This is a genomic window from Pseudomonas sp. GZD-222 (genome assembly GCF_049310525.1).
In the GTDB taxonomy this organism is placed as follows: domain Bacteria; phylum Pseudomonadota; class Gammaproteobacteria; order Pseudomonadales; family Pseudomonadaceae; genus Aquipseudomonas.
Genome location: NZ_JBMOWO010000087.1, coordinates 13,808 through 32,731, shown reverse-complemented (window position 1 = coordinate 32,731; position 18,924 = coordinate 13,808). Strand labels below are relative to the sequence as shown.

Genomic DNA, 18,924 nt, shown 5'->3' with positions numbered 1-18,924 from the left:
AAGCCCGGTGGGGGGAGACCCCTCCCCCCCACGGGGTGTGGGGGCGGTCCCCCCCCCCGCGATGCTTTCAGCCTGCCTTCACCGTCCGCGGCGCCTTCCCCGACTTCATCTGCTCCAGCAACGGCGTGCACTGGTTCGGCACATCGCCCCCGGGAGCCACCAACGCCAACAAGCCCGCTGCCGGGCCGATCACCACGCCCAACGCAACCATTCCCGCACCACGCAAGGCCAGCGGCACCGCCTGCACCCCGGCGCTTGGCTTGGCAAACGGCCCGCGCACATACAACGGCGAACGCAGCGAGAACAACCGCACACCCTTGGACTCCGGATTGATCTTCAAGTCCAGCTGCTCGCTGGCAAAATTGGCGGTGCCATTGATGTGGATGATCGCGTTTTCCGTGTCGAAGACGAACAACCGGGTGGTCGCCAAGCCGTCCTTGATACCGAAATCGGCAGCGGCGCAGTTGATCTTCACTTCCTTGTCACCAAACAACTGGCCGACGACATAGTTACCGACGTTAAGCCCGGCAATTTCCATCAAGCCACGGCTGATAGCGCCATCGTTGATCAGCATTTTCAGATCACCGTTGGACGTTGCCAGCAACTTGGCCACCGAGTTGCCCCGGCCACTGAGATCCGCATCGCCATTGAGTTGCCCGAAGCTGGTCTTCATCGGCTCGAAGGTCGGGAACAACTGCTTGAGCTTGAAGCCTCGGGCACTGAGCTTCGCTCGTCCCTGCAGAGGTACCGTGCGCCCATCCAGGCGGATCTGTGCATCGAGTTTGCCGCCCGCCACGCCAAAACGCAGCGGCTCCAGACGCAGCACACCATCGTCGAGCACGAAGTGACTGGAAAGATCGGTAAACGGCAGTTCCTCGCTGTGCACGATGCGTTTGCCGCTGAAAGTCACGTCGGCGTCCATGGTCCGCCAGCGCTCGGTACGAAACTCCTCCACCGGCAACACCTTGCCCGCCGGCTGCTTGCTCGCCCCGCCACGGGCCTTCTGTTCGGCATTGGAGTCGGCGCCGATCAGCGGCGCGAGGTCCTTGAACAGCAACTGATTGGACACCAGGCTGCCGCTGAGTTTAGGCCGCGGCTGCCGGGAGACGAAGGTCAGGTCGCCATGGATATCGCTGTCGCCGATCTTGCCGTTGAAGCCTTCGTAGCGGAACATCGCGCCGCCCGGTTCGTGCAGCTTGGCAACCAGATGACCGTCGGTGGAATAAGGTGGCGAGTCCGGCAGGGTCACGCCGGTCAGCGGATAGAGATTGCCCAGGCTCTTGCCCGACAGGCGCAGACGCAGGTCCAGGGCCCCCAGGTTGCGCGGGTCGGTCAGGGTGCCAGCCAGGGCGATACGGGTATCGGCAATCTGCATGTCGGCCTGCAGCGGAAATGGCTGACTGGCATCCTGCAGCGCCAGCAAGCCACCGATCTTGCCGTCGCCAGTCAACGCCTGGCCCTTGTAGCGGCCTTTGACCTTGAAGCCAAAGGCATAGTCCTGAGCCCCACCGGCCTTTTGCGCCGAGGCCTTGCCGACGATGTCGCTGAAGGGCACAGGTTTTCCCAATGGATCGATCAGCACATCCACGCTGGTTTTCAGGGTCTGGTCATCCAGGCTCACCTGGCCTTTGTCGAAACCAATAGCGCCAATGTCCAGCACCCAGGGTGAAGGTTCAGCCTGCTCATCCTTGGGGCCAAAGTCGAAGGTCCAGTTGGCCCGGCCATCGGCCAGGCGCTTCAGGCTGGCGGTAGGCTGGTTCAGGTCGATACGCGGGATGACGATCTGCTGGAACAGCAATGGCAAAGGCGACAGGCGAAACTCAACACGCTTGAGGCTCACCATCTGTGGCTCCTTGAGCCAGTCCGGGTTACCCAGGGTCAGGTCTTCGGCGATAAACCGCGGCCACGGAATCCAGGCGCGCCAGCCCCCCTGCTCCGGCTCGCGCTGCCAGCGCACGGCGAGGTTGCCGTTGATGGCGAAAGGACGGTGCAGCGCCTCGGAGACCTTGGCATTGAGGGTCGGTTTGACCCGGTTCCAATCGAACGTCGCAATGACGATTACCAGGAGTGTGAGGACCAGCAGCAAGCTGGTGAGGGTCCAGGTGAGGATTCTGGCGGGACGCGTCATTGCATGATTCTCCTGACGACCACAAGGCTCGAGTGGGCGTTTTGATGGCACTTAACTATCCGACTGACGAAAACCCGAGGGGTTTAAATTGACGATGAAAAAACCGGAATCTTTTCGGCTTTCCCATCAATACACGCAGATATCGACCTCGGATCTTGAGCCTTAAACGACTCCTGCACCCCTGTAAACATTGACTTAGAGCCCTGACCGCCAAGCATCAATTCCGTTGATTGTTACCATTATCTTTATGAACTTTTATCTCGCGCCCCCAAGCGTAGCATTGGCTCCGTACCCACTTTCCAGCCCCACCACGGAGCACCGAACAATGAAACGCCAATTACTGCTGAGTCTGTCCCTGTCCATCCTGGCCGCCAATGCCTTCGCCGTTCCAGCCGGCGAACAAAGCCTGACCGCCGAATCCCGCTCCAGCTCTGCGGTGATCTCGCAACCGCTGAACACCCTGGCCGAAGGTGGCTCGGATCGCCTGCAAGAACGCAATCGCGTCGCCGAAGGTGGTTCTGATCGTCTGCTGGAGCGCAACAACCGCGTAGCCGAAGGCGGTTCTGACCGTCTGCTGGAACGCACCAACCGCGTCGCCGAAGGCGGTTCCGATCGTCTGCTGGAACGCACCAACCGTGTAGCCGAAGGCGGTTCTGACCGTCTGCTGGAGCGTAACAACCGCGTAGCCGAAGGCGGTTCTGATCGTCTGAAAGAACGCTATCAGGTTGCCGAAGGTGGTTCTGACCGTCTGATCGAAAAGAACCAACGCGTGAGCTAAGCCTATGCCAGACAATAAGAGATCCCAGCCTTGCAACGGTTCCCCTCCAAGCCCGGTCAATTGACCGGGCTTTGTTTTTCCAGACGCAGCCTATTAGAGTGCAGGGCTGATTCACTGCCAGCCGATACTCGCCATGCTGCCGCGCGCCGAACAAAAGCAACAGACCCGCCAAGCCCTGATGGATGCCGCCCGCCACCTGATGGAAAGTGGCCGTGGCTTCGGCAGTATCAGCCTGCGCGAAGTAAGCAAATGCGCAGGCATCGTGCCTACGGGTTTCTACCGCCATTTTTCCGATATGGACCAGCTCGGCCTGGCCCTGGTCAATGAAGTCGGCGAGACCTTTCGCCAGACCATTCGCCTGGTTCGCCACAATGAACTCGAACTTGGCGGTATTACCGACGCCTCGGTGCGCATCTTCCTCGACGTCGTCGCAGCCAATCGGGCGCAGTTCCTGTTCCTGGCCCGCGAGCAGTACGGTGGCTCGCAGCCCGTTCGCATGGCGATTGCCACTCTGCGCCAAGGCATCAGTTCGGACCTGGCCACTGACCTTGAACACATGCCGCGCTGGCAACACCTGGATAACGCAGCGCTCTCGGTGATCGCCGACCTGGTGGTGAAAACCGTGTTCGCCACCCTGCCGGAACTGATCGACGAACCCGCAGTGGACGCCGGACAAACACTGAGCGCCCAGGACAAGATCACCCAGCAATTGCGCTTTATCTTCGTCGGCGCCAAGCATTGGCAGGGGCTCAGTACCCTGTAGGCGCGCCGTTTCCTGCTACCATGCGCGCAAACGCACCGATCGCGACGAATCTTCTCCATGCCCGACCTCCGTACCGCCCAGCCTGAACTGCCTGCCCTGCTTGAACAGGTGCACAAGCACTTTACCCAGCGCATCGTGCCGCTCTGGCAAGGCCCGGGCTGGAATGCAGAAATGGCCCTGCCTTTCGAAGCACTCGACCCACAGCACCAGCCGCTGCCGGTACAACGCTACCGGGCCATGGCCTGTGCCCGTCAGCTGTACCTGTTCAGCAGCCGTATCGAGCAACCGGGGGCCCGTGAACGCGCCGCCGCGCTGTTCCGCTCGCTGCAGCGGCATTTCCACGATGCCGAACATGGTGGCTGGTTCTACAGTATCGATGCCCAGGGCAAACCGCTGGATCGGCGCAAGGATCTCTACACCCACGCGTTCATCATTTTTGCCTGCGCCCACTACTGGGGGCAGGTTCGCGAGCAACTGGTCGAGTCCACTCTCAATGCGGCCCTGAGCGTGGTCGCCGAACGCTTTGGCCGGGATGACGGTTTGTATGAAGCCAGCCTCGGTGAGGACTGGTCGGATCTGGGTAGCGGTCCTTTGCAGAATCCGTTGATGCACCTGGCGGAAGCATTTCTCGCGACGCTGGCAGTGCGCGACGATGAACAGGTGCAAAGCGCCCTGCTGGCGCTGGCTGATGCCATGCAGCAGCACTTCATCGACCCCGAACACGGGGTGATGCTGGAGAAGCCGCGCGGTACTGTGGATAACTGGTTCGAACCGGGTCACCAGTTCGAATGGTTCTACTTGCTTGAGTCCTCCCCTCTGCTGCGTGGCAGCGAACTGCACGCTTCCCTCAACCGCGCGTTCACCTACGCCGAACAACACGGGGTGAAGGATACCGCCGCATTGGCCATGCTCAGTGCCGACGGCCAGGTCCGCGATGCCACCCAGCGCATCTGGGCCCAGGCTGAGTATCTGCGCGCCCTGGCCCTGCGTCCGGACAGCGCCGCCAAGGTCATCACCCAGCTAAAGGCGCTGCAGCAGCACTTCCTGCATGCCGGTGGCTGGTACGAATGCCGTGACGCCAAGGGCGTGGTCAGCCGCAGCGATATGCCGTCGACCACGCCTTATCATCTGGCGACCTGCCTGGAAGGGCTGCAGAAGCAATCGCGGGGCAAGCCCGCTCCCACAGAGTAAAACCTGGTGGGAGCGGGCTTGCCCCGCGAAATAACATTCAAGCCTTGCCGGAACGGTCAATCGAGAACCCGGCCCAGGCCTGGCTCACCGGCATCAGCTCCAGGCTGTTGATATTGATATGCGCCGGCTGGTTCATGATCCAGAAGATGGTCTCGGCAATGTCCTGCGGCTGGATCGCTTCGGCACCTGCATAAGTGGCGTCGTAACGCGCCTGGTCGCCACCGAAGCGCACCAGGGAAAACTCGCTTTCGCACAGTCCCGGCTCAATGTTGCTCACGCGCACTCCGGTGCCTTGCAGGTCACAGCGCAGGCTCAAGGAAAACTGCCCGACAAAGGCCTTGGTGCCGCCGTACACATGGCTACCCGGATACGGATAGTTACCCGCCACCGAACCCACGTTGAGAATGGTCGCGCCGCGGCCATGGGCGATCAGCCGTGGCAACAACAGACGGGTGCTGTACATCAGGCCCTTGATGTTGGTGTCGACCATGGTTTCCCAGTCGTCCAGGTCGCACTTGGGGGCCGGGTCGGCGCCCAGCGCCAGACCTGCGTTGTTGATCAGCCCGCGCAGCTTGGCGAACGATGGCGGCAGGTTGGCAACCGCCGCTTCCATGGCCTTGCGGTCACGCACATCGAGCACCAGGCCGTGCACTTCAGTCTGCTTCGACAGCTCTTCACATAGCGCATCCAGGCGCTCCTGACGGCGACCGGTCAGCACCAGCGACCAGCCGGCCTCGGCGAATCGACGGGCACAGGCTTCGCCGAAGCCAGAGGTCGCGCCAGTGATGAATACGGTGGAAGTCATCGGGTACTCCTTGCAAGGTCGAGATCACGGATCAGCAGAATGCCCGCCGATAACCCGGCCAGCAAGCACACATGCACTGTACAAAAAACGATCAAATGCGCCAACACCTTGATCCGTATGGCCTGCAGCAAGCTTTGCTCACCTTATCCACAGGCTCTTGCACAAACAATGGGGGCAACTCCAGGCCCCGTAATCCGGCGCTCACAGCGGCAATCGAGAAGTATTTTCCTTGACCTCAGGCGTGTCGATTGACCTCAGGACAATTCAGGCCATAGCGGTGATATTTCCGATGATGGCTCAAGGCCGTCGGGGACGCTGCTTACAGCGTTCTTTCCAATGCTTGCCCACAGACTTATCCACAGGCTTTACCCTAGGTTTTTGGGTTGGTTGCACTGATTACAAAAGACTTGACAACAGCCGCTGAAAATCTTTCCCGAACACTTGATCAAAAAACAACCATACGACTGAAAGCCTTGTAATTAAAGGCTTACAGCAAGGTGCCACCAAGTTACCCACAGCCGCTTCCACACCAATGGTGGACAACTCAAAACCTCGCAAAAACATCTGCTTGCAGCGACTTTGTGTCGCGCCTCAAAGGAAGTGCTCGTAAGGTTTTCCACAAAGCTGTGGACAAAAAAAAGCCCTGCTGTGCAGGGCCTTTTCGCCAGCTCGAATCAGTGCCCGCCAAGATAGGCGTTACGCACCTCCTCGTTGACCAGCAACTCCTGCCCGGTACCGGTCAGGCGGATCTGGCCGTTGACCATCACATAGGCACGGTCTGAGAGCTTCAGCGCATGGTTGGCATTCTGCTCCACGAGGAAGATGGTCATGCCGGTCTTGGCCAGTTCACGCAAGGTAGCAAAGATCTGCTTGACCACAATCGGCGCCAGCCCCAGTGACGGCTCGTCCAGCAGCAACAACTTGGGCCGGCTCATCAACGCCCGGGCGATGGCCAGCATCTGCTGCTCACCCCCGGACATGGTCATGGCGCGCTGATTGCGCCGTTCCTTGAGCCGCGGGAACAGCTCGAACATACGCTGCATGTCCTCATTGGCAAACTTGTCACCAATGGGGATGGTGCCCATCATCAGGTTTTCTTCCACCGACATGTCCGGGAACACCCGCCGCCCTTCCGGCGACTGGGCAATACCATTGGAGGCGATGTAGTGGGAAGACTTGTGGGTGATGTCGGTGCCGCGATAGACAATCTGCCCGCTCGCCGCCCGCGGCTGACCGAATATCGACATCAGCAGGGTCGACTTGCCGGCGCCGTTGGAGCCGATCAGGCTCACCGTTTCGCCTTCATCAATGTGCATCGATACTTTCTTCAGGGCCTGGATCGGCCCGTAGAACACGTCAATCTCTTTCAGTTCGAGGATCGGTGCACTCATACCAGTTCCTCTTCATCGGCGCCCAGGTAAGCAGCAATTACCGTCGGGTTGTGACGGATATCCTGCGGAGCGCCCTCAGCGATTACGTTGCCGTGGTCGAGCACGACGATATGGTCGGAAATGCTCATCACCATGCCCATGTCATGTTCGATCAACACCACCGTCAGGTCGTGTTCATCGCGCAGCACCCGGATCATTTTGCTCAGGGCTTCGGTTTCCTGCGGGTTCAGACCTGCGGCCGGTTCGTCCAGGCAGATAATCTGTGGCCGCGTACACATGGCCCGGGCGATCTCCAGGCGCCGCTGCTGACCGTAGGACAGCTCACCGGCCAAGCGGTTGGCGCAGTCGACCAGGTCGACTACTTCCAGCCAGTAGAACGCATGATCGAGGGCATCGCTTTCGGCCTTGCGGTAGCCCTTGGTGTTGAGCACGCCGGCCAGCAGGTTGCGGTTGACCCACATGTGCTGGGCCACCAACAGGTTCTCCACCACCGACATTTCCTTGAACAGGCGAATGTTCTGGAAGGTCCGTGCCAACCCTGCGCGGTTGACCAGGTGGGTACCGCCGAACATCTTGTAGTGCAGGCGGCCGATAAAGCGCTTGGGCGAGATGAAATCGCCCAGTTGGAAGCGTTCGCCAAGCAGTTGGATCACATTGGTGCGGGTACCGCGCATGTTCAGTTCGATCTTGCCGCCACTGGCCTTGTAGAAGCCGGTCAGGCAGTTGAACACGGTGGTCTTGCCCGCGCCGTTGGGGCCGATCAGGGCGAAGATGGAGTTGCGCTTGACCTTGAGGCTGACATCGCTGAGCGCCTTGATCCCGCCAAACTGCATCATCAGGTTGTCGACCGAGAGAATCACCTCATCGCTCATGGCGCCACTCCTTTACGCGGAACTACACCGGTACGGCTGATGCGAATCAGGCCGCGCGGTCTCCAGATCATCATCAACACCATGAGCACGCCGAACAGCAGTACCCGGTACTCGGAGAAGCTGCGCAACAGTTCCGGGGCCACGGTCAGGACAAATGCGGCGATCACCACACCGACAGTCGAGCCCATACCTCCGAGCACCACGATCGCCAGGATCAGCGCCGACTCGAAGAAGGTGAACGAGGACGGGTTGACGAAACCCTGATAGCTGGCGAAAAACACCCCGGCAAGGCCCGCGGTGGAAGCACCGAGGGTGAACGCCGAGAGTTTGACCAGTACATGGTTCAGGCCCATCGAGCGGCAGGCGATCTCGTCTTCACGCAGCGCTTCCCAGGCGCGGCCAACCGGCATGCGCGTCAGGCGGTGCTTGATGTACAGCACGGCCAGGACGACGAGGAACAGCACGATGTAGATGAACAGGAATTTCACGTTGGGGTTGTAGTCGATGCCGAAGAACTCGTGGAACGGTATCCCGCCGTCCTTGGCCCGACGCCCGAACTCCAGGCCCATGAAGGTCGGCGACGGCACCGGCATACCGTTCGGGCCACCGGTGAACGACAACCAGTTGTTGAGTATCAGCCGAATGATTTCACCAAAGCCCAGGGTCACGATGGCCAGGTAGTCGCCGTGCATCCGCAGTACCGGGAAACCCAATATGCACCCGGCTAACGCAGCAGCGATGGCCGCCAGTGGCAACACGGTCCAGAAGCCCAGGCCCAGGTACTGGTAGCCCAGCGCCAGGCCATAGGCACCGATGGCATAGAACGCCACGTAGCCAAGGTCAAGCAGGCCGGCCAGGCCCACCACGATGTTCAGGCCCAGTCCCAGCAGCACATAGATCAGCCCGAGGATGACCACGGTCAGTAGGTACTTGTTGGCAAAGAACGGGAACACGATGGCGATCACGATCAACGCCGGAATGATCCAGCGCAGCCGCGACTTGTAGTCCGGCGCCAGCACATGCACGCCGGAGCCGCTGCCCTCGAAGCCTTGCAGGATCGACTGGCCCTTGGGCGTCTGCAGGAACAGGCTGAGGACGAAACGGCCGACCATGACCCCGGCCACCAGCCAGGCGACACGGGTCGGTTCCATATTGAAGCTGTAGCCGTCGAGCACCACGCCGACGATGGGCCCGAATACAATCAGGGAAATCAGCCCGGCGAGAATCGCATCAATCAGGCTGCGCTTGAGATCGAATGAAGTGGATTTGGCAGCAGACATACTTACACCTTCGCCACGAGTGGGCGACCCAGCAGGCCTTGGGGACGGAAGATCAGAATCAGCACCAGCAGGGAGAAACTGAACACGTCTTTGTAGTCGGAGTTGATCAACCCGGAGAACAGCGACTCGGAGATGCCGAGGATGATACCGCCGAGCATGGCGCCCGGCAGCGAGCCGATGCCGCCCAGTACCGCCGCGGTGAAGGCCTTGATGCCGATGATGAAGCCGGCATAGAAGTCGAAGGTGCCGTAGTTCATGGTGATCAGTACGCCGGCCAGAGCGGCCATCACCGCACCGATGACGAACACATAGGAAATCACCCGGTCAGTGTTGATACCGAGGATCGACGCCATCTTGCGATCCTGCTGGGTAGCACGGCACATGCGCCCCAGTTTGGTGAACTTGATGATGTAGGTCAGCGCGGCCATGCCGACGAAAGCGGCAACCAGGATGAAGATCTTGGTGTAGGTCAGCTGAACGAAACCAGTGCCCACTTCCAGGCGCCAGGCGCCTTCGAGCAGGGTCGGTACGCCTTGCTGGCGCGCACCCTGGCTGATCTGCGCGTAGTTCTGCAGGATCAGCGAAATGCCGATGGCACTGATCAAGGGTGCCAGGCGGGTGGAGTTACGCAGGGGTTTGTAGGCAATGCGTTCGATGGTCCAGCCATAAACGCCCGTCACCACGACCGTGAAGATCAGCGTCCCGAGCATCAGCAGCGGGAAGGATTCGATACCGAAGTACGCCAGCAATGCCAGACTGATCGCCGCCAGGTAAGCGGAGATCATATACACCTCGCCGTGCGCGAAGTTGATCATGCCGATAATGCCATAGACCATTGTGTAGCCGATGGCGATCAGACCATAGACAGACCCCAGGGTCAGTCCATTGATCAGTTGCTGCAGAAAAATACCATCCATAACGCAATCTCACGTATTTGAGATTGCACAAGCGCCGACTACGGTGAGCCCCGGATGAAGCGGCCCTCGCAGCGCAGGGTTGTGCAGATCTACGAGAAAAGACAGGTACGGCGCAAAACCGGGTAGCGACCCGGGCACAGGTCCGGGTCGGATACCGTTGTTATTTTTGTTTTTCCAGTTGGTGATACTTGCCGTCCTTGTCCCACTGGTAGACCACGTAGTCGGAGACTTTCAGGTCACCCTTGCTGTCCCAGGTCTTCTCGCCCATCACGGTTTTCACTGGGTTTGCCTTGAGCCACTTGGCGGCATCCTCGCCCTTGTTCGACTTGGCACCGTTGAAGCCTGCGGCCAGGGCCTGAAGCGATGCATAGGCGTACAGGGTGTAGCCCTCAGGTTCATAGCCGGTCTTGCGGAAGGCATCCACCACCGCCTTGCTGTCAGGCAGCAGGCGTGGGTCGGCGCCGAAGGTCATGTACACGCCATCAACATACTGTGCGCCACCGGCAGTGGTGACCAGCTCGTCAGTGACGATGCCGTCATCGGACATGAACTTGACGTCTTTGAGACCCTGCTCACGCATCTGCCGAACCAGCGGACCCGCTTCCGGGTGCAAACCACCGAAGTAGACGACATCAGCGTCAGCGGCGCGGATCTTGGTGACCACAGCGCTGAAGTCCTTCTCACCACGCGTCAGGCCCTCGTACAGCACCGGGGTCACGCCGCGCTTGACCAGTTGTGCCTTGGTCGCATCGGCCAGGCCCTGACCGTAGGTGTCCTTGTCGTGCAGGACTACGACTTTCTTACCCTTGAGCACGTCGACGATGTAGTCGCCGGCGACGATGCCCTGCTGGTCGTCACGCCCGCACATGCGGAACATGGCGCCCAGGCCACGCTCGGTGACTTGTGGGTTGGTCGAACCTGGGGTGATAGCAATGACCCCGGCTTCGTCATAGACCTCTGAAGCAGGAATGGTGTTGGACGAGCAGAAGTGCCCGACCACCCCTGCGACCTTTTCCTGGTCAACCAGGCGGTTGGCTACCGCTACGGCCTGTTTCGGCTCGCAAGCATCGTCACCTGCTACCAGCTTGATCTGCTCGCCGTTGATCCCACCCGCGGCATTGATCGCATCGGCCGCCGCCTGTGCACCTTTCATGTACTGCTCGCCAAACGCTGCGCTTGGGCCGGTCATAGGCCCTGCTACACCGATCTTGATGTCGGCCTGAACATACGAAGAAACACCCAGCGCCGTAGCTACGGCAAGGGCCAGAAAGCCTTTCTTGTAAAACGTCTGCGACATGAGGTGGTGCTCCTTGGAGTTTTTTTGGTTGGCACTACAACTTTCAGCAATTGCTCTGAGCAAGGGCCGTGCCATTGGTTTTTTATTCTGGAAAAACTCGTGAAGAAGTTGCCGGGGCCTGGGCCGCGTCCTTTTTTTACTGGCTGTGCAACCGTCTGCCTCACGGCAAGCGCCACCACCCCCAGCGCAAAAGAGCAACCACCAAGTGCCATCATTGCAACCCCGGCAAGTGTTTACGTGCAACCAGCCTGTAACAGCATGCGTAACCGAACTGCACATCCTTGGTGCGCGACTGCTACAGCGGGCACCATTACAGGCTAGCCGCTGAATGGGGAAAGTGCTGCACCCTGTAGGCTGCTACCGATGTACCCGAGGCAAGCTTGCCCACCTGCGGAAAAAGGCTGGCACAATGGCAAGGTCTGTGCGTCGTTGCTGGCAGTTGATGGCGCGCGCCCTTTACGGAGCCCCTTATGAGCGAGAGCGCCTTCGCCGATCGCATCGTGCAGAACCTGCTCGACACGGATTTCTACAAGTTGAGCATGATGCAGGCCGTGCTGCACAACTACCCCAACGTCGATGTCGAATGGGAGTTCCGCTGCCGCAATGGCGAAGACCTGCGCCCCTATCTGGCGCAGATACGCGAGCAGATCGACGCATTGTGTGAGTTGAGCCTGGCTAATGGCCAACTGGGCTTTCTCGAACAGATCAGTTTTATCAAGCCGGACTTCTTGCGTTTTCTCGGCCTGTTTCGCTTCAACCTGCGCTACCTGCATCTGGGCATCGAAAACGATGAGCTGTACCTGCGCATACGCGGTCCATGGCTGCACGTGATCCTCTTCGAGGTGCCGCTGCTGGCGATCATCAGCGAAGTGCGCAACCGCCATCGCTATCCCCAGGTCAAGCTCAGCGAGGCGCGCGACCAGCTCTACCGCAAGTTCGACTGGCTCAAGGCCCATGCCAGCAGCGATGAGCTGGCTGAATTGCAGGTAGCGGATTTCGGTACCCGCCGACGCTTTTCGTACAAGGTCCAGGAAGAAGTGGTGCGGGTCCTCAAAGAGGATTTCCCGGCGCGCTTCGTCGGCACCAGCAACGTCCACCTGGCACGAAAACTGGATATCAAGCCCTTGGGGACCATGGCTCACGAATGGATCATGGCCCACCAACAACTGGGACCACGCTTGATCGACAGCCAGATTGCCGCCCTGGACTGCTGGGTACGCGAATACCGGGGCTTGCTCGGCATCGCCCTGACCGACTGCATCACCATGGATGCCTTCCTCGGCGATTTCGACCTGTTCTTCGCCAAGCTGTTCGACGGCCTGCGCCATGACTCGGGCGACCCGGTGCGCTGGGCGGAAAAGGCTATCGCCCACTACCGCAAGCTGGGCATCGACCCGATGACCAAGACCCTGGTGTTTTCCGATGGCCTGAACCTGACCAAGTCACTGGAGATCTTCCGTGCCCTGCGCGGGCGGATCAACGTCAGTTTCGGTATCGGCACCAACCTGACCTGTGACATTCCCGGGGTGGCGCCGATGAACATCGTGCTTAAAATGACCGACTGCAATGGCCAGCCCGTCGCCAAGATTTCCGACGAGGCCGCCAAGACCCAATGCCGCGACGAGAACTTCGTCGCCTACCTGCGCCACGTCTTCAAAGTGCCCAAGGAGTAATTCATGCAAGCCGTCCAGCGAGAGATTGCGCAAGCGCTCAAGGTCCAGCCGCCGTTCGCCGACCGCACCGCGCTCGATGTCGAAGTGACCCGGCGCGTGGCGTTCATCAAGCAGTGCCTGAACAACGCCCGGCTGAAAACCCTGGTGCTGGGTATCAGTGGTGGTGTCGATTCGCTGACCGCTGCCTTGCTCGCGCAACGGGCGATCAACGAGTTGCGTAGCGAGACCGGCGACCCGGCCTATCGCTTCATCGCCGTGCGCCTGCCCTACCAGGTTCAACAGGATGAACATGACGCCCAGGCCTGCCTGGAAGTCATCAAGGCTGACGAAGTACACACTGTGGACATCGCCCCGGCCGTTCGCGCCCTGGCCGCCGAGGTCAAGGCACTGGAAGGCGGCGCGCCAGCAATGGTCGACTTCGTGGTGGGCAACACCAAGGCGCGCATGCGCATGGTCGCCCAGTACACCATCGCTGGTGCCCGTCAGGGCCTGGTGATCGGCACCGACCATGCCGCCGAGGCGGTGATGGGCTTCTTTACCAAATTCGGTGACGGTTCCTGCGACCTGGCGCCCTTGAGCGGTCTGGTGAAAAACCAGGTACGGGCAATCGCGCGCAGCTTTGGCGCCCCGGAATCACTGGTGGAAAAAGTGCCGACTGCGGACCTGGAAGACCTGGCCCCGGGCAAGCCGGACGAAGCGTCGCATGGTGTGACCTATGCGCAGATAGATGCCTTCCTGCATGGCGAGCCAGTGAGCCAGGAAGCGTTCGACATCATTAGCGGTACTTACCGCAAGACCCAGCACAAGCGCGAGATGCCGTTCGCGCCGTAAGCCATCCATCGAACCTGTAGGAGCGGGGGGGGGGGGGGGGGGGGGGGGGGGGGGGGGGGGGGAGGAGGAGATAAGGCCGGTAACTGCGAGGACTAATTCAGTGTACCTTGGAGGAGGGGGTTTACCAGAAAGGGGTTTGTCCCACCCGGAGAAAACAACCCCGCTCCTACAGTCAGTTCAAGGCATTACTTCAGCGTAACAGTGCCTTTCATCATCGAGATGTGGCCTGGGAACGAGCAGAAGAAGCCGTACTTCTCGTTGGCATCAAGCTTGGACACATCGAAGGTCACCGAGGCGGTTTCCTTGGCGCCGATCACTTTGGTGTGAGCAATCACGCGCGCGTCGCCTTCCTTCAGGTAGTCCTTATCGATGCCGGCGCTCAGACCGTCGGTCGCGATCGGCTGCATGTCAGCTTCTTTGCTGATCACCAGGTTGTGGCCCATGACGTTCTTCGGCAAGGAACCGGAGTGAGTCAGTTCAACGGTGAAAGTCTTGCAGCTCTTGTCGATTTCGATGGCCTTGGTGTTGAAGGACATCTGGTCGGTGGAGTCGACGGTGACCTTGCACTCGGCGGCAAATACCTGGGTGCTGGCGAGGGTCAGCAAGGATACGGCTACAACTTTGGCAAACATCGTGAATCTCCTTGGCAGGGTTTTGATCAGTTTGCAGACTGCCTGAATCCCTTCAGCCCTTCCCTGATATATATCAAGGGGATGGCCAAGGGCCAGACAGTAGAATTGTTCTATGGATTGTATACAGCCAATCAAAGTGCACATCATGCGCCATTAAGGGAGGATGAGACAACCTCTCATTCAGGAGCAAAAAACATGTCCCTTGGTAGCTTGATGAACAGCCTGCTGGCCGCCTACGCCTGTGGAGCCAGCGGCGCGACCTGCGAGTTCGCCCGACCGGAGTAACGGGCAACCTGCAGTTAATGCCACATTGCCGACTTGGAAGCTACCGGCCAGACGCATACTCTGTGTCCGCTTGTAACCGGAGAGAAGCAATGTCAGTACGTTCCGTTTGTGTGTTTTGTGGCGCCAGCACAGGCGTCAACCCGGCTTACCGGGAAGCGGCCATCGCCCTCGGCCAGGCCATCGCCCAGCGCGGCCTGACCCTGGTGTATGGCGGCGGTGCGGTTGGCCTGATGGGTATCGTTGCCGACGCAGCCATGGCGGCGGGTGGCGAAGTGATCGGCATCATTCCGCAAGCGCTGAAAGACGCCGAAGTCGGCCACAGCGGCCTGACCCGCCTGGAAATCGTCGATGGCATGCACGCGCGCAAAGCGCGCATGGCGGAGCTGAGCGACGCCTTCGTGGCCCTGCCTGGCGGCCTGGGCACCCTGGAAGAGCTGTTCGAAGTCTGGACCTGGGGCCAACTGGGCTACCACGCCAAGCCACTGGGCCTGCTCGACGTCAATGGTTTCTACAGCAAGCTGGGCAATTTCCTTGATCACGTGGTGGAAGAAGGTTTCGTGCGCCCACAGCACCGCGCCATGCTGCAACTGGCCGACACCCCCGCCGAACTGCTGACGGCCATGGACAGTTACCACGCACCGGTCGTACCGAAGTGGGTCGACAAAAAGCCTGACTAAAGCTGCCCTTCCTCCAGCGGCATGACTGTGACCTGCACCTGTGGGTCATGACTGCCGCCTCCGAGGATCACCCCGCGTAATGGCGACACATCGGAAAAGTCCCTGCCCCAGGCCAGAGTGATGTGTTCCAGCGCGGGACGCAGGTTGTTGGTGGGGTCGAAATCGACCCAGCCCTGGGTCGGACAGTACACCGAGACCCAGGCATGGGAGGCGTCTGCGCCCACCAGGCGTGGTTGCCCAGGCGGCGGGCGGGTCAGCAAGTAGCCACTGACATAACGCGCTGCCAGCCCCCGAGAACGCAAGCAAGCGAGCATCAAATGAGCGAAGTCCTGGCAGACGCCACGACGGCGCTCAAGCACCTCCACCAAGGGTGTAGCAACCTGAGTCGCCTCGGCATCAAAAGTGAACTCGCTGAAGATCTTTTCCATCAACGCCTGAGCGCCAGCCAACATTGGCTGCCCTGGCGCAAAGCACGACTCGCTGAAGGTCACGAAGCGCTGTTTGAGGCGCACATACGGCGATTCGAAACGGTAGCGACAAGCCTCCAGATGTTCACCCGTCAACGGTTTACTGGCGTAGGTCAGGGCATCACGCACCTGCTCCCAGGCAGGCGAAGCGTTGAACTGCGGTTCGCCGCGGGGCAATACCTCGATCTGCAAACGCGCCACCACGCGCAGTTGCTCATGCGGGCGTTCGAAGGCCAGGCGGGTAAGCGGGTTACCGAACACATCCCACTCATCGCGCCGTTGCGTCGGTGCCGGACTGACTTGTAAAACCTGTGCACTGCAAATTTGCCAGGCACACGGCCGCGGCCACAGGTGCGCCAGCTGCTGGGCCAACGACACCGGGCTGTCGTAGCGATAATGGGTGTCGTGGATAACCTGGTAGTGAGCGCTCATCAGACCGATACCGTTTGCTGACTGACATCATCGACATGGGCGAAGTGCCGCAAGGCCAGGCGCTCGGAAATCTCCCCGCTGGCCACGGCGATGGCTTGCAACAGGTCCGCAAGCCCGGTCAGCACCGCATGTACGCTGGCACTGCCGAACAGCGAACCTTCCAGGCTGCGCAAATCGAAATGCTTGAGCTGCTGGGCCAACAACGCCAGGCCCGGGTCCGCAGTGCTGGCGAACTCATCACACAAGCGCCGGTAGGCGCGTACCAGCAGGTTGAGCTGGAACACCACCGCATGGGGGTTCTGCTCATCCAGCAGCAACAGATCGAGCACCGGAATCAACTGCGCCACCGCCAGGTAGCGCGAGCGATACGTGATGCTGCTGTTGCCCAGTTCCAGCAACCATTCAAGCCCGGCCTGATCAGCCACTGCAGGTCCACGAAGAAAAGCCGCCAGGCTGCTGCACAACGATTGCAAACGCTCGATCCGCCGCCCGATCATCAAAAAGCGCCAGCCCTCGTCGCGGGTCATGTCGTCCAGGGCAAAACCCGACAGCGCCGCCATCGACATCACCAGCCGATTGAGAAAGTCCACTTGCTCGCCAAAGTCGGCGGCCTCATCGTCAAGGCTCTGCGCTTCGCGTTGCAACTCCACCAACGCCTGCCAGTTCTCCCGCGAGAGCTTGCCGCGCACTTGCGAAGCCGCCCACTGCAAGCGTTGCAAGTTGGCTTTGAGGCTGAACGCCCAGTCGCTGTCGGCCAGGGCAGTACGCAGGCGCTCGGGCAGCTTGCCCTCTTCCGGCAGCAGCGACAGTTCATCGGCCAGGGTCACTGCGGCTTGCAGCGCCAACGGATCATCACCGTCCAGATAACGGGTAAGGATGATCCGCAGCAAACGTGCGCTGGCATCGCAGCGCTCGCAATAGCGCCCGAACCAGAACAGGTTCTCCACCACCCGCGATGGCAGGTAAGGGTCCTGACGAACCAGATCAGCCACCCCGAGATTATGCTGGGTCCGCCATTGCTCACCGACCGGAGCTGTCTCTCCCAGCACCCAGACGTCCTTGCTGGCACCCCCGCGCTGCATCGACACCACGTCGGCGTCCGCCAGCGCCGCAACCCGCGTCAGACCACCGGGCAGCACCCGGTAACCCTCTGCCGAAGCCACCGCATAGACGCGCATGCCAATGGCCCGCGACTGCAACTGGCCTTGCTCCTGCTGCCATACCGGCGCCTGGGACAACTGCGCCAGCGCCTGGGCGACATACGCATAGGGCCGCGCCTGAATCCGCTCGGCAAGTGCCTGGCGCTGAGCGTGGTCCAGATCGCGACCGAACACCGGCGTGAAACTCTGCGAAGGAAACGCCGGCTTGACCAGCAACTGTGGCAACTGCTCCAGCGCCTGGGCCATTACCGCAGGCTCCCCACACCACCAGGTGGCAATCGACGGCAAGCTGAGGTCTTCGCCAAACAGGCGCTGGTTGATGGCCGGCAGAAAGCCCAACAACCCGGGAGACTCCAGCACACCACTGCCCAAGGCGTTGGCCACCAGCACCCGGCCCTGACGCACGGCATCGAGCAAGCCGGGGACGCCCAACGCCGAATCGGTGCGCAGTTCCAGCGGATCGCAGAAGTCGTCATCCAGGCGACGCATGATCGCGTGGACCCGGCGCAGTCCGCTGAGGGTTTTGAGGTACAGCGTGGCGTCGCGCACCGTCAGGTCACTGCCCTCCACCAGGGGATAGCCGAGCTGACGCGCCAGATACAGGTGTTCGAAATAGCTCTCGTTGAAACGCCCCGGAGTCAGCAGGACCACCAGCGGCGCCTCTTTCTCGCTGGGTGCCAGGCGTGCCAGGGTCTGCTGCAAAGTACGAAAGAAGCCCGCCAGATGCTGCACCCGCAGGTCCCGGTACAACTCCGGTAGCGCACGGGAAACGATGGTGCGGTTCTCCAGTGCATAACCGGCACCGGAAGGCGCCTGGGTACGGTCCGCGGTCACCCACCAGCGACCGTCCGGTGCCCGTGCCAGGTCCACGGCATAAACATGCAGGAAGGTGCCGTCGGGCGGGCTGATGCCCTGACAGGGCCAGAGGAAATTGTTGTGTCCGTAGATCAGTTCACTCGGCAGCAAGCCCTCGCTGATCAGCTGCTGCGGTCCATAGATATCGGCCAGCAGCGCATTGAGCAAACGTGCGCGCTGGGCAACGCCGGCGGCCAGCTGCTGCCATTCGGCGGCGGGCAACAGGTGCGGTAACAGGTCCAGCTCCCAGGGACGGTCGGCGCCCTTCGGGTCGGCATAGATGTTGTAGGTAACGCCGTTTTCCTGCAGTTGCCGGGTCAGTGAGGCCTGCCGCTGGGCCAGCTGCGCCGGTCCGCTACGCTGCAGGTAGTTACACACCGGCTGCCAATGGCCACGAACCTTGCCTTGGGCCTCGAGCATTTCGTGGTACGCCCCCGGGTTCAGCGGGTAGGCATCAAACAGGTCTGGCATGGCAGTGCTCGAAGGCTGC

At 60.7% G+C, this 18,924-nt stretch carries 16 protein-coding genes; 6 read left to right on the top strand and 10 right to left on the bottom strand.

Going from position 1 to position 18,924, the window contains the following annotated elements; genetic code table 11:
• Positions 1-67: 67 nt before the first annotated feature.
• The gene (locus ACO6VD_RS17055; RefSeq protein ID WP_422420755.1) at positions 68-2,128 is read right to left on the bottom strand and encodes an AsmA family protein; all 2,061 of its coding nucleotides are present in this window, start codon (positions 2,126-2,128) and stop codon (positions 68-70) included.
• A 325-nt stretch (positions 2,129-2,453) separates the two neighbouring features.
• Here ACO6VD_RS17055 and ACO6VD_RS17050 point away from each other — a divergent pair, with 325 nt between their 5' ends.
• From ACO6VD_RS17050 to ACO6VD_RS17040, 3 genes are all read left to right on the top strand, one after another.
• The gene (locus ACO6VD_RS17050) at positions 2,454-2,906 is read left to right on the top strand and encodes a phage infection protein (protein WP_422420753.1); all 453 of its coding nucleotides are present in this window, start codon (positions 2,454-2,456) and stop codon (positions 2,904-2,906) included.
• Between the two features lie 133 nt (positions 2,907-3,039).
• Positions 3,040-3,669, top strand: a complete 630-nt coding sequence (locus ACO6VD_RS17045) for a TetR family transcriptional regulator (RefSeq protein ID WP_422420751.1) — start codon at positions 3,040-3,042, stop codon at positions 3,667-3,669.
• A 57-nt stretch (positions 3,670-3,726) separates the two neighbouring features.
• On the top strand, positions 3,727-4,860 hold the full coding sequence (locus ACO6VD_RS17040) for an AGE family epimerase/isomerase (protein ID WP_422420750.1): 1,134 nt from the start codon (positions 3,727-3,729) through the stop codon (positions 4,858-4,860).
• A gap of 37 nt (positions 4,861-4,897) precedes the next feature.
• Here ACO6VD_RS17040 and ACO6VD_RS17035 read toward each other — a convergent pair whose 3' ends face one another.
• The 6 genes from ACO6VD_RS17035 to ACO6VD_RS17010 all read right to left on the bottom strand — a co-directional run bounded on the left by ACO6VD_RS17035 (position 4,898) and on the right by ACO6VD_RS17010 (position 11,422).
• A complete protein-coding gene (locus tag ACO6VD_RS17035) occupies positions 4,898-5,665 on the bottom strand; it encodes an SDR family oxidoreductase (RefSeq protein ID WP_400172232.1) in 768 nt (255 codons plus the stop codon).
• Between the two features lie 674 nt (positions 5,666-6,339).
• A complete protein-coding gene (locus ACO6VD_RS17030; RefSeq protein ID WP_400172233.1) occupies positions 6,340-7,056 on the bottom strand; it encodes an ABC transporter ATP-binding protein in 717 nt (238 codons plus the stop codon).
• Complete coding sequence (locus ACO6VD_RS17025; RefSeq protein WP_422420748.1) at positions 7,053-7,928, bottom strand: ABC transporter ATP-binding protein; 876 nt, start codon at positions 7,926-7,928, stop codon at positions 7,053-7,055. Before ACO6VD_RS17025 ends, ACO6VD_RS17030 begins: the two co-directional genes overlap by 4 nt.
• Positions 7,925-9,208: a high-affinity branched-chain amino acid ABC transporter permease LivM gene (livM, locus tag ACO6VD_RS17020; RefSeq protein WP_422420746.1), complete on the bottom strand. Its 1,284-nt coding sequence runs from the start codon at positions 9,206-9,208 to the stop codon at positions 7,925-7,927. Before livM ends, ACO6VD_RS17025 begins: the two co-directional genes overlap by 4 nt.
• A 2-nt stretch (positions 9,209-9,210) precedes the next feature.
• The gene (locus ACO6VD_RS17015) at positions 9,211-10,125 is read right to left on the bottom strand and encodes an ABC transporter permease subunit (protein ID WP_043863513.1); all 915 of its coding nucleotides are present in this window, start codon (positions 10,123-10,125) and stop codon (positions 9,211-9,213) included.
• Between the two features lie 160 nt (positions 10,126-10,285).
• Positions 10,286-11,422, bottom strand: coding sequence for a branched-chain amino acid ABC transporter substrate-binding protein (locus ACO6VD_RS17010; protein WP_400172237.1), 1,137 nt, complete (start codon positions 11,420-11,422; stop codon positions 10,286-10,288).
• Positions 11,423-11,892: 470 nt separating this feature from the next.
• Between ACO6VD_RS17010 and pncB the strand changes: the two genes are divergently transcribed.
• Together pncB and nadE are read left to right on the top strand one after the other, a co-directional pair.
• A complete protein-coding gene (pncB, locus tag ACO6VD_RS17005) occupies positions 11,893-13,095 on the top strand; it encodes a nicotinate phosphoribosyltransferase (protein ID WP_422420744.1) in 1,203 nt (400 codons plus the stop codon).
• Positions 13,096-13,098: 3 nt separating this feature from the next.
• Positions 13,099-13,926: an ammonia-dependent NAD(+) synthetase gene (gene nadE, locus ACO6VD_RS17000; RefSeq protein ID WP_422420743.1), complete on the top strand. Its 828-nt coding sequence runs from the start codon at positions 13,099-13,101 to the stop codon at positions 13,924-13,926.
• 185 nt (positions 13,927-14,111) lie between these two features.
• On the opposite strand, the gene azu is transcribed toward nadE, so the two are convergent.
• Positions 14,112-14,558: an azurin gene (gene azu, locus ACO6VD_RS16995; protein WP_038615177.1), complete on the bottom strand. Its 447-nt coding sequence runs from the start codon at positions 14,556-14,558 to the stop codon at positions 14,112-14,114.
• Positions 14,559-14,932: 374 nt separating this feature from the next.
• Between azu and ACO6VD_RS16990 the strand changes: the two genes are divergently transcribed.
• Entirely contained in the window at positions 14,933-15,520 is a 588-nt protein-coding gene (locus ACO6VD_RS16990; RefSeq protein ID WP_422420741.1) for a TIGR00730 family Rossman fold protein, read from the top strand.
• Here the strand turns inward: ACO6VD_RS16990 and ACO6VD_RS16985 are convergent.
• Positions 15,517-16,419 carry a transglutaminase family protein gene (locus ACO6VD_RS16985; RefSeq protein ID WP_422420740.1) on the bottom strand — a complete coding sequence of 301 codons (903 nt, stop codon included), beginning with the start codon at positions 16,417-16,419 and terminating at the stop codon, positions 15,517-15,519. The two genes, ACO6VD_RS16990 and ACO6VD_RS16985, sit on opposite strands and share 4 nt — an antisense overlap.
• Positions 16,419-18,905, bottom strand: coding sequence for a circularly permuted type 2 ATP-grasp protein (locus tag ACO6VD_RS16980; protein WP_422420739.1), 2,487 nt, complete (start codon positions 18,903-18,905; stop codon positions 16,419-16,421). The genes ACO6VD_RS16985 and ACO6VD_RS16980 overlap by 1 nt, the downstream gene beginning before the upstream one ends.
• Positions 18,906-18,924: the final 19 nt, after the last annotated feature.